The sequence below is a fragment of the Bacillus sp. EB106-06-01-XG163 genome (assembly GCF_058791615.1).
Map to the genome: position 1 here is coordinate 1 of NZ_JBYTDS010000026.1, position 13236 is coordinate 13236.

The following is a 13236-nucleotide window of genomic DNA, read 5'->3' on the forward strand; positions in this document are numbered from 1 at the left end:
GGATACTCCGGGTCAAGCGGCACGTAGGCGCCGCCCGCTTTTAACACGGCAAGCACTGAAACCACCATCTCCGGCGAACGTTCAGCGAGCACGCCGACCATGCTTTCTTTGCGGACGCCTTTTTGTCGGAGCCGAACGGCGAGCCTGTCTGTGTACTGATCGAGCTCGGCGTACGTCAGCATGCCGCCCGGAAAACGGAGCGCCGGACGATGCGGCGAAAGCGCGGCGCGGCGGGCAAACAGTCCGTGAAGCGTCGGAGCCGGCGGTTCAACCGCTTCTGTACGGTTAAACGCATCCAGCATACTTCTGGCTTCACGCGCATCAAGCAATGCGATCTCGGAGGCGCAAATTTCAGGATCGGAGATGACTGAATTCATCATATGCCGTAAAAATGTTTCGATATTCTTCATAAAAACGCTGTCGTATATACCGGTATCAAAGTTTAAGCGGATATAAAGAGAATTTCCCGGAATCACCTTTATGCTGCATCCGTAGTTTGTGACTTCCTCCATCGTGAAATCTTCTACCGCAAAATCAAATGAACCGGACTGACTCACATTTTCAATTTCACGCTGGGCCGGCACATTTTCAAACACGATAATGTGGTCAAATAGCGCTTGCTTCAAAGGGCTTTGCGCTTGAATGTCATACAGCGGATAATAGCTGTACGCTTCTGCTTGCAGCGTCTCCTGCTGCAAATGCCTGACGAGCTCCAGAAAAGAAAATGAACCGCTTTTCACCCGCACGGGAATCGTATTAATAAACAGTCCCACCATTTTTTCCACGCCTGCGAGATCCGACGGCCGGCCGGAAACGACAGAACCGAAAACGGCGTCATCACAGCGGCTGACACGCTGCAGCAACATGCCCCACAGTGCCTGGAACACTGTATTCAGCGTTGCTCCCGCCCTTGCCGCAATGTTCTTCAGCTCATTTGTCTGCTCTTCAGAAATGGTGAAAACCGCCTGCTCAAGTTCGCCATTTGGTTCCGCGGATTTTTTCGGAAGAGACGCCGATTGCTCAAGATCGGCAAGTCTCGTTTTCCAAAAAATCTCGGCTTCTTTACGATCCTGCTTCATGAGCCATTTAATATACTTACCATATGGCTGAACAGGCTCGAGAGACGGGAGCCGCCCGTCTCCCAGAGATTGATAGATCATCAGAAATTCCTTCATGACAATCCCGAAGCACCAGCCGTCCATGACGATATGATGATGGCTCCAGATACAAACATAGCGTTCAGGCGCTTTTTTCAAAATGGAGACTCTCATGAGAGGGTCTGATTGCAAATCAAAGCCTTTATCTTTATCTTCTTTTCTGAACCGGTCGGTATATTTGTCTTGTGCCTTCTCGTCCAAATGAGAAATATCATGAAACTGAACGCGGCTCGGCCTGTTTTTCAACACGACTTGGCGGGGCTTCGCCACATTCTTATGAATAAATGTCGTACGGAAAATATCGAATCGTTCAAAAACAGCATCTATACTTTTTTGGAATCGTTCCCGGTCAAGCTGTCCGTTGATCGTAAACACCGCTTGTTCGAAGTAGGCTCTTGAGTCATGATCCAACAGAGAATGAAAAAGCATGCCCTCCTGCATAAAAGATAAAGGATATATATCTTGTATTTCCGGTTGCTGCCCCATTGCGCCACTCCTTTTCTATAGTTTGTTGACGGCTCCCATAATGTCACTCAGATCTTCCAGCGTTAACTCCTCGTCACTGAAATCAGCGGCGCTCCATTCACGCTCCTCTTTGCCTGTGCAATGCGAGATGATCTGCTTGAGAAAGGCATGAAAATATCCCGTCAAAACTTCAATCGTTTCTTTTTGATACTGAAAACGGTTGTACACGACATGCATGCTGAGACATTCCGACGATACGGAGCCGCTGATATCAAGTGTGTACGGACGTTCCCAGTCTGGGCTGACTTCATTTCCCGCTTTTACGGGAGAAACACCAAAGCCGCTGGAACGGATCTCCCTGTCAAACTGCCCTAGATAGTTAAAACTGATTTCAGGAGAATCGGATTCAGTCTCTTCCCAGAGTTTGCTTATATACTTCAGCACCCCGTATCCCGCTCCTTTATACGGAATGCGGCGCATCATGTCTTTTGTCCGCTTAATGTGATAGCCGAGCCGCTCGCCGTCATCAGCCTGATCTTGAAAACTTGCGTCAACCAATACCGGATAAATTGACGTAAACCAACCGATGGTTCTGCTGATATCAAGATGCTCCAAGTGCTCTTCCCTTCCGTGGCCTTCCATGCTGATTTTGAATGTCTCGTTTCCGGTCCATCTGTTCAGCGCAAGGCTTAACGCGGCAAGCAATAATTCACCCGTCTCTGTTGTGTATGCTCTGTTCGCTTCTGTTAACAGCTGCTCAGTCTCCTGTTTCGTCAATGTAACGGTCATCACATCTGTATCTTTCAGAAGATTGGAAGAGATGCGGGCATCTTTCGGAAGCGGTTCGACCGCCGCTCTTTCTCTTTCGGACCAGTAGTCTGCTTCCTGTAACAGCCGGCGGCTTTTTGCATAATCAGAGATTTGCTTCGCGTAAGTCTGATAGGAATCGGTTTTTGCCGGAAGCGCGGTTTCTTTTCCTTCGAGCACCTGCCTGTAGCATGCGGTGAGATCTTCAAATAAAATCCGCCATGACACCCCGTCAATGACAAGGTGATGAATGGAAAGCAGCAGATGATCGCCATCATTAGCGTGAAATAATCCGACAGCTACGAGCGGACCCGTCTCCAGCCGAATGGAAGTTTGAATACAGGCGGCCGCCTGTTCAATTGCGGCGTGCTCCTCTTGTAATGACCCTTTCCCTCTCACGTCAAGCGTTTCAAACGTAAAGAGTTCTTCTTCAGAAAGCTTTTCCGCTCTGTTATATTGAATCACCGATCCGTTTTGCGTGCCGCATACCATCCGTAATGCGTCATGATGAACCGCAAGCTGTGCCAACGCTTTTCTCATAGCAGATTCATTGATTCTGTCCGCACTGCGGAGCATAACCGACTGATTAAAATGATCATGCGGCAATGATTGCGACAAGAACCAGTGCTGGATCGGCGTCAGCGGAACGTCTCCCGTGACGGGAGCCTGATCAATCACGCGGCGGACTTTCCGGAGCCGCATCGATACTTCTCCCAGTGTCTGATGCTCGAACAGCTCGCGGACGGTCGTTTCATAGCCCTGCTGTTTCAGCCTCGCACATACTTGCAGCGCTTTAATCGAATCCCCGCCGAGATGGAAGAAATGAGCATTGGGGCCGAGACCTTCAACACCTAAGAGTTCTTCCCAAATGTCAGCCATCATTTCTTCAGTTTCATTTCTCAGGCTGATATCATCTCCAAGGCTATCATTTAATTCAGGCTGCGGGAGCGCCTTCTCGTCCAGCTTCCCATTCGCCGTCAGAGGCAGTTCATCAAGCGCTATCAAGCGGGCGGGAATCATATATTCCGGCAGAAAAGCTCTGAGAGAGGCCTGAATCTCTGCTTCTTTTATCTTTTCGTTCCCGTGTAAGACCGCGTATGCGTAAATGGAGTGCTGACCGTGCTGATCAGCACGTGTGATCACGGCGGCCTCTTTCACGGAGGAAAGCTCTTGCAGCGCTGATTTAATTTCTCCCAGCTCAATTCTGTGGCCTCTGACTTTTACTTGCGCATCTTTCCGCCCGACATATTCCAGCTCGCCATTTGAGAGCCTTTTGGCGATATCACCCGTCCGGTAGAGCCGCATGCCGGAAACGTGCGGATTCGTGATGAAACGGGAGGCGGTTAAATCATCCCTGTTTACATATCCCCTCGCGACGCCTTCCCCGCCGATATAAAGCTCACCGGGAATTCCGATCGGCTGCGGATTCATATAGGCGTCCATAACAAAAGCATGAAGGGTTTCCAGCGGTCTGCCGATATTGCTTTTGTTTCTCTCAATATCATCCATATTCAGTTTTTTGCATGTGACGTGAACCGTGGTTTCCGTAATACCGTACATATTAACAAGCTCCGTCTCCGGGTACTTCTCTTTCCAGCTTTTCAGCATGCCGGGCTGAAGCGCTTCTCCGCCGAAAATGACATATCGAAGCTTCAGCTTGTCCGTATGCCCGGCCTCTTCATGAATGAGTCCGGAAAAAGCCGTCGGCGTTTGGTTCAGCACCGTTACGCCTTCACTTTGCAGCAGCTGCCGGTACAAATGCGGATCACGGGCTGTGTCTTTCGGCACGATAACTACCTTTCCGCCGTATAAGAGCGCGCCGAATATTTCCCAGACAGAAAAATCAAAGCAATAGGAATGGAACAGCGTCCAGACGTCTTCAGAGCCGAAATCAAACGGCAGTCCTTTATGTGTGATAAGGCTGATGACATTGCGGTGTTCCGTCATAACGCCTTTCGGTTTTCCGGTTGTGCCCGATGTGTAAATCACGTAAGCCGGCTGTTCAGGCGTTATTATTTCTTTCGTTCTGTCTGCTGAAACGGATTCAGGCTTATCGATGTATAAAACCGGAAGCCCGTCCATTCCGGATATCCCAAGACCCGATTGCGTCAACAGAACACGCGCGCCGCAGTCAGTCAGCATAAATGAAATCCGCTCGTCCGGATAGTCAGGATCAATCGGCAGATAAGCTCCTCCCGCTTTTAAAATACCGAGAATCCCAATCAGCATATCCGGAGATCGTTCGGTCATAATTCCGACAATCTGTCCGCAGCGGATGCCGTTTTCCGACAGTATATCGGCGATTCGATCCGCCTTTTCATTGAGCTCGCGGTAGGTGAGACGCTCATGAGACATGACGGCTGCAATTTGATCCGGCATTTTTTCCGCCTGTGCTTCAAATAAACTGACAATCGTTTCATGCCTCGGATACTCCGCCGTTTGATTTTCCGCTTGAAGAAGCATCTGCCGCTCGTTTATGCCCAGCAAATGAATGTCAGACAGCTTCCGTTCGTAATCCGCTGCGATTTGTCCTAAAAGCTCTTTAAAATGACCGGCCCACCGTTCGATCGTATCTTTTTCAAACAACGCGGTACTGTATTCAAAATGAAAATCCAGTGAGCCATCCGGCCGTTCCTCGGCATGAAGCGTCAAGTCGAATTTTGAAATGTCATGCTTCACTGCATGTAAAGAAACGGATAAGCCCGGAAGGTTCACTTCGAAATCATCACTGTTTTGCAAAACGAGCATGGCATCAAACAGCGGATTGCGATTGACTTCCCGGTGTGTATCAAGCTTTTGGGCAAGTTCTTCAAACGGGAAGTCCTGATGTTCGGCCGCGCCGAGGGCGAGCATTTTCACCTCTTCTAAATAAGCGCGGAATGTCTTATCCCCTTTCGGCCTGCTTCTCATTGCCACGGTATTTACAAACATGCCGATGACCCCGTCAAGCTCAGCGCGGCTTCTGCCGGCCGCAGGTGAACCGACGACAATGTCTTCCTGCCCGCCCAATTTAGAAAGGAACAAGGAGTAGCTTGCCAAAAGAATCATATACAGTGTCGAACCCGTCTCATCCATGAGCCGGCGCAAGTTCTCCGCCGTTTCCTTTTGAAGGCGCGTTCGAACAACGGACCCGCTGAAATCAGGAAGCTGAGGGCGCTTTTTATCGAGCGGCAGATCAAGAACGGGAATGTTTTCCCCGATCGCATCCAGCCAATAACGCTCATGTCTTTTAAATTCTTCAGCGGCAAACCGCTCATGCTGCCAGACGGAAAAATCTTTGTACTGGAGTTTTAACGGCCGCAACTCTTTTCCTCTGTACAAATCCGTCAATTCTTGAATCAGAACGCTCATTGACACACCGTCTGCGATAAGATGATGCATATCAAGCAGCAGAAAATGACGTTCTTCAGTAACTTTGGCTAAAGTCACTCTCAAAAGCGGCGCTTTTTCCACGTCAAACGGTTTGACGAAAGTTTCCATCACCTCTTGAAGAAGGTTCCCGGATGGCATGTGAATCTCTGTGAGGTCAAGATCGACATGTGCATGTATGTGCTGCATCGGCTCCCCGTTTCGTAAAACAAATGATGTGCGTAACGCTTCATGCCTTTGTAACAGCGCTGAAAAGGCTTCGTGCAGACGATCCCGGTTGAGTCTGCCGCTCAGTTCCAGACAAGCGGGCATATGATAGCCCGTACTGTCCGCTGCAAGCTGATGAAGGGCATAGAGCCTTTTTTGCGCAAAAGATAGCGGGTACAAGTCCTTTGCCTCCGCAGGCGTGATTTCTGCATATTCTCCTCTTTTCCTCTGTTCAAGGAAGCGGGCCATGCTCTCGATGGTCGGATGTTCAAAAACATGGCGGACGGCAAGTTCAATTTGCAGCCGTTTATGTATGTTTGAAACAAGCGACGCGGCTTTCAGCGACTGTCCGCCGATTTGGAAGAAATCATCTCTCATACTGATGTGTTCCCGTTTCAGCACTTCTTGCCAAATAGACAGCAGCTCAGTCTCAAGCATTGTGCGCGGAGCTTGATAATCACCGGTTCTCCCGGCTTCTTTCGGCTCAGGAAGTGCGGCCCGATCAAGTTTTCCGCTCACAGACAGCGGCATTTCCGTTAATTTGGTAAAGCTTCCCGGTATCATATAAGCAGGTAATCTCCCGGCCAATTCGGCATGAGGGTCAAATGTCACACCCGCATTTTTCAGTACGACATAAGCTGCAAGCTCCTGTTCCCCGTCCGCCGTTTTGCGCACCATGACTGCCGCCTCTTTTACCCCGGACAGACTTCTGAGTGCCGTTTCGATTTCTCCTAATTCAATTCTGTAACCTCTTACCTTCACCTGATCGTCAAAGCGTCCCATATATTCAATCGTTCCATCCGGTAAAAATCGGGCTGCATCTCCCGTTCTGTACAGCCGTTCACCTTCACGAAACGGATGAGGGGTAAAGACTTTGTCCGTCAGCTCTTTTTGCTGAAAATATCCGTCCGCCAGACCTTTTCCGGAAATACACAGTTCACCGACGGCTCCGACCGGCTGCAGCCGATCTCCGTGCATCATATAGACAGAAGTGTTGGCAATCGGGCGCCCGATCGTAATCCGGCTGCTTTTTTGCAGGTTGCGCAGAATCGTCGTTGCCACACTGTTTTCCGTCGGCCCGTATTCATTCAGCAGCTCGGCATTCGGGCATATGTTGCGGCTCGCTTCCACGATATCAGGAGTGGCCGCTTCCCCGGCAAATGTCACCGCCCGAAGTGTCTGCGCATCCTTTTTCGTCAGCGAATCAAGCAGAACGCGATACAGAGACGGAACGATCAGAAGATGGCTCACTCCGTGGCGGGTGATTTTCTGTTTTATTGAAAGGACGTCTTTCGCATCATCTTCATCAGTTAACAATACACAGGCGCCCGACAGAAGCGGAGTGAAAAGACTCGTTAATGACCCGTCAAATACGTATGAAAAAAGATGAAGCGCTATGTCCCTTTCTGTCATCCCGTATTCTTCACGCCGCCATTGCAATGTATTGCTGATCGCTTTGTGTTGTACAAGCACCCCTTTCGGCCGGCCTGTCGTTCCGGAGGTGTAAATGACATACGCCCAATTTCCGCTGTCAGATACCGGCGGAAGCGGTGCGGTCTGCTGGGAAACCGTTTCCTCCATGATGACGACGCTGCCCTTGAAATGCGGCGGAATGAGGGGGAGCAGGTCCTTTTCGGTCACGAGCAGTGAGGCTTCACTGTCTCTCAGTAAAAATGAAATCCGTTCAGGCGGGAATTCCGCATCAATCGGCATATAGGCGCTGCCCGACTTCCAAATTCCGAGCAGAGCGGCAACCGTACTCATTGATCGGCGCAGCATAACAGCGGTGATCTGGTCGGGGCGTGCGCCTTTTTCCCTTAACGCATGCGCAATCTGATTCGCCCGCTGATTTAATTTCTTGTAGCTCCAGCTTACCCCGTTATATCTCAACGCCTCTTGGTCAGGCGTTTTTGCCGCCTGTTCTTCAAACAGCCCATGAACGGTTGTCTCAGGGTATGGACGGTTCGTTTCGTTAAACGAATGAATCAAGGCTTCTTCCTCCGGAGGCACGAGACTGATGCTTGATAAAAGCCTGTCCGGATCTTCCGTTACACAGGAGATGACCTCCAGAATATGCCCTTTGATCCGTTTCATGTCTTCCCGATCGTAGATGCCCGCATTGTAGCTGAATTTCACATAAAACTCTTCTCCCGGAACGATGACGACGTTAAGATCGTAATTGGTTTCTTCCGCCATCGAAAAGTTTTCAAGTGAGAGCGCACTGCTTTCGGTTTGCTTCCAGCCGTTTACCGCAGTCTGCATCTGAACCGGATAATTCTCAAAAACCAGGATGTGATTCAATAGATCTTTTTGCAGACCGCTTTCGTTTTGGATGTCATAAAGCGGATAATAGCTGTGCTCTTCCGCAGCGAGTGACTCTTTTTGCACCTTTTTGAGAAGAGAAGAAAAAGTCATATCCCCAGCCGCGCGCACCCTTACCGGCACGGTATTGATAAACAGTCCGGCCATGGATTCGATGCCGGCGATAGCTGACGGCCTGCCGGAAACAACTGAACCGAATACCGCATCTTCAGTGCCGTTGTAACGATGGAGAAGCAGTCCCCAAATGCTCGTAAATATAGTATTCAGCGTGACCCCGGTGCTTCGGGCAATGTCTGTCAGTTTTTGCACGGTTTCAGACTCAAGGGAAAATTGAAAATGCTCAGATGCATAACCGTTTTGCGCCGGCTTATTCTTCGTTTGTGGAACGGAAACGACTTCTCCGTAATCTTCCAAGCAGCGCGACCAGAACGCTGACGTTTCTTCTTTATTCCGGCTTCGGAGCCATTTGATATAAGAGCTGTACGGAGCCGGACTGCCGAGGTTTACAGGCCGCCCGTTCCGGTTCGCATAATACATGCTGAAGAAATCTTTCAGCACAATGCCCAAGCTCCAGCCGTCCATCATAATGTGATGGTGAGTCCAAACGCACGTATGGCGGTTTTCTCCCGTTTGAAAAAGAGTCAGGCGCATTAAGGGGCCTTTTTGCAGATCAAACCCCTTATGCCGGTCGGTTTCCTTGAATTCCTCAATGATGCTTTGCTGCCGTTCTTCCGAATAATCTGAAATGTCTTCAGTCCGTACGGCAGTGTCACGGCGTGAAAGGACAACCTGCTGCGGCCCTTCAAGGTCAGGCACTTCTTTTATGAAAATCGTTCTGAAAATATCATAACGGCTGACAAGCATATCCAGACTTTTTTGGAATGTATCAATGCATAAATCCCCGCTGACTGTAAACGAAATCTGCTCGACATATGCGTTTGATCCGGAATCCAGAAGCGAATGAAACAGCATGCCTTCCTGCATATATGATAAAGGGTAAATATCTTGAATTTCTGTCGCTTGTGTCACGAATGCCACACACCTTTTTATGAAATTAAAGTCCTTTTACGAGATCTTCAATGCTTGATAGTGCTTGAGCGGTCAATTCTGTATGGCTGTAATCCGTTAATGTTTTTTCCCGCTCTTTCTTGCCGGAACAATGGGCGATGATGTCCTCGAGGTGAGTATGGAAACGATTCATGAAGAACTCGATTGCCCCCGGTGCAAATACATCGGTATAAACGGCTTTTACCTCCAGTTGCCCGGCCGCCACCATCGCGTTAATATCCAGATCAAATTCGCGGATGCGCCCGGCCGCTATATCATGCTGTGGTTTGAACGGTGACATCTTCAGCGTTCCCTCAAGACCGTCAAACGCACCGAGATAGTTAAAGCTTATTTCTGGGTCTTTATAAAGAATGTTTCGCGAATATCTCAGCAGCCCGTAGCCGGTTCCGTGATGAGGAACCCGTCTCATCATGTCTTTTACCGTCTTTATGCTGTGAGCGGTTTTTTCGCCTGAGCCGTCCGGCACTCTCATATCCAAAAGCACCGGGTAAACAGATGTAAACCATCCTGCCGTTCTTGACATATCAATGTCAGGCATATGCCCCTGGCGCCCGTGCCCCTCAGTGCTGATAAGGATCTGTTCGGAACCCGTCCACTCATGAAGCGCCATTCCAAGCGCCGTTAAAAGCAATTCATGAACATCCGTTCCGTATGCCTGCTGTGTTTCCAACAGCAGCTGTTTCGTGACTTCGCTGCTTAATATCCACGATGCCGTGCGCGCGTTTTCCTGCAATCGTCCGGCGTTTTCATCAGTTATTTTCGGCAGCGGCGCTGTTTCACTAGACATCACGCTGTCCCAGTATGCGGCTTCCTCCAGCAATGCTTTGCTTTTGGAAATGTCAAAAAGTTCTTCAGCGTATTTGATATAAGAATCGCTTTTCGGCGGCAGTTCGATTTGTTTGCCGTCCAACGCCTGCTGATAAGCTGTCTGCAGATCTTCAAGCAATATCCTCCATGACACGCCGTCCACGATAAGGTGATGAATCGTGATCAGCAGATGGTCGGCTTCTTTCAGCCGGAACACTCCGAGATGCAACAGAGGCCCTTGATCAAGGCGCATGGCCTGCTGTATTTCTTTTTCCTCAGCGGCTATCCGTTTTTCGGGCTGCGTTTCTTCTGAAATATCTATGACGTTAAGCGTAAATATTTCTTCATACTGCTTTGTGATTCCGCGATTATATTGAACCGTTTCCCCATGCTCATTTTCAGTGAAAGTCATTCGCAGCGCATCATGATGTTCGGTCAGCGCGCAAACCGCCTGATACAGCGCATCTATTTCGAGGCTGTCTTCACTGCACAGCATGACCGCTTGGTTATAATGAAGCTCAAACGCACCCGGCTCCTCAAAAAATCTCTGCTGGATCGGTGTCAGCGGAGCGCTTCCTTCTATCGGCCCCTGATCAGCAGTTGCAACAGCCGGCGTGAGGTGCTTCGCGAGTTCTGCAATCGTCGGGAATTGAAACAAATCGCGGATCGACATGTTCCAGCCTTCTCCGGCGAGTCGGGCTGACACTTGAAGCGCCTTAATGGAATCTCCCCCAAGCTCAAAGAAAGAGTGATGGATTCCCGCTTTCTGAATATGAAGCACATCTTCCCAAATCCGGCATAACATCGCCTGTTTTTCATCGCCGGGCGCGACAAATGCCTGGGATGAATGTATCTCTTCTGCCGGCAATGCCGATTTATCAAGTTTGCCGTTCAGTGTCAGGGGCATGCTGTCTAAACCGATAATATGGGACGGCATCATATAAGCCGGGAGCTCCTGCATTAGAGACTGGCGAAGTGATGAGATATCGGCCTCTTTAGGAACGATGTATGCCGCTAATCGGGCTTGTCCTTCGGCATCTTTCATCACGGTAACAGCCGCTTCTTTGACTTGATCGTGTTTCAAAAGCACACTTTCTATTTCTCCCGTCTCAATTCTGTAGCCTCTGATTTTTACCTGCTTATCAATCCGCCCTTGAAAACGAAGAGTACCATCCGGCAGCCAGCAAGCCTGATCTCCGGTTCTGTAAAGCGTTTCTCCCGTTTGTAACGGGTCACTGAATGCGCCCTCTGTCAGCTCAGGCTGTCCCCAATATCCTTTGGCGACGCCGGCCCCTCCGATATACAGCTCTCCGAAAACGCCGATCGGCTGGACCTGTTTGTCTTTGTTTAAGACGTACATTTGTACATTCGGAAGCGGAACACCGATCGGCACATCATCTTCCCGCGGCTTTTCGCTCATTTCGGCTTCATAATACGAAGAATCAATTGTCGCTTCTGTTACACCGTAGCTGTTAATGATCCGCATTTCTTTTCCGAAGCGTTCATGAAGCGTATAAAAATCCTGCGACTTGATCATATCTGAACCCAGTACCAGTATTTTTACACTTTGCAGCGCGAGCTTCCGGCGATATATATATTCCATAAACGGAACAATCAGCGCGGGTGTCGACTCCATAAACGTGATACGGTACTGATCAATGAGCCGATAAAGCTGTTGCGGCTCAAGCCGGACGTCATCCGGACAAATGACAAGCGTTCCCCCGTTTAGCAGGGCGCGTGCAAGATCTCCTGAAAATACATCAAATGAGAAACTCGCCATCTGCAGCACTCTGACCGGTATAAGATCAAGCTCATAAATCCTGCGCCATGCAAGTGCTGCATGCGTAAAGCTGCGATTTCTGACTTCGACTCCCTTCGGCGTTCCCGTTGTTCCCGAAGTATATATGATATATGCAGTATCATCCGGTGACGCTGCCGGCTGAATATTCTTTGCACAAATATCGTATTGATCTTCATGATCAAGCTGAATGAGAAATAAATTGTGATCCGTCAGCTGTGAAGCAAGTTCTTTGTATTCTGACTGCACCATCAAGACGGATGCCGCGCTGTCTTTTAATAAATAGCGAATCCGTTCCTCAGGATAATGGGAGTCAACTGGTATATACGCCCCTCCCGATTTCATGACGGCAAGAACACTGACGATCGCTTCAATCGAACGGTTTGCCAATATAGCTGCTCTTTTTCCCGGACCGAATCCATATTTGTGTAATGTTCGCGCAAGCCGATTTGCCCGCTCATTAAGCTGCGAATAGCTGATCTGTTGTGTTCCTTCAATAACAGCGGTCTGATGAGGCGTTTCTTCTGCTTTCTCTTCAAACAACTGGTGAAACAGTTTGTGTTTTTCCATGAATTCGGTTTGTGTGTTATTAAACTCAATCAGTAACTTTTGTTTTTCTTCTTCATCCAAAATGTCAGCTTTCGATAGTGTGACTTCCGGTTCGGCGGCAACATGGCGCAAGAGATTCAGTAAGTGGCCCATCCAGCGTTCAATCGTTTCTTTCATAAAAAGCTCGGTGCTGAATTCCATTTCAAAGCGGATGTTTCCATCGGATTCAGCCGCTGATAAGGTCAGGTCAAAACTTGATACATCATGTTCGGTATGTTCTGATCGTGACACCTTCAGACCGGCCAGATTTATCTCTTCTCGCTCCATATTCTGAAGAATAAACATCGCATCAAACAGCGGATTGCGGCTCATGTCCCGCTGCACGCCGAGCCGCTCCACCAGCTCTTCAAACGGGTAGTCCTGATGCTCATACGCTTCAAGCGCGGCCTGGCGGACTTCCGCCAAGTAATCGGTGAACCGTTTGCCTCCTTTCGGCTCCGTTCTGATGGCGAGCGTGTTGACGAACATGCCGAGAATCGGTTCAAGGTCTTTGTGCGGACGCCCGGCAATCGGCGAGCCGACGATGATGTCTTCCTGCCCGCTCAATCGCGCGAGTAACGTATTGTACGCGGCGAGAAGCACCATATACAAAGTGGAGCCGTGATCCCGGGCGATGCGGTGAAGGCC

3 protein-coding genes are annotated in these 13236 nt (G+C 49.5%); all 3 read right to left on the reverse strand.

The window, feature by feature from the left end; genetic code table 11:
* Nucleotides 1-1643: condensation domain-containing protein (locus AC3WTF_RS19065; protein WP_139851967.1), on the reverse strand; the 1643-nt coding region annotated here is incomplete at its 3' end.
* 15 nt (nt 1644-1658) lie between these two features.
* Nucleotides 1659-9356: an amino acid adenylation domain-containing protein gene (locus AC3WTF_RS19070; RefSeq protein WP_492314340.1), complete on the reverse strand. Its 7698-nt coding sequence runs from the start codon at nt 9354-9356 to the stop codon at nt 1659-1661.
* Between the two features lie 25 nt (nt 9357-9381).
* A partial coding sequence (locus AC3WTF_RS19075) for an amino acid adenylation domain-containing protein (protein ID WP_492314341.1) occupies nt 9382-13236 on the reverse strand: 3855 nt, incomplete at its 5' end.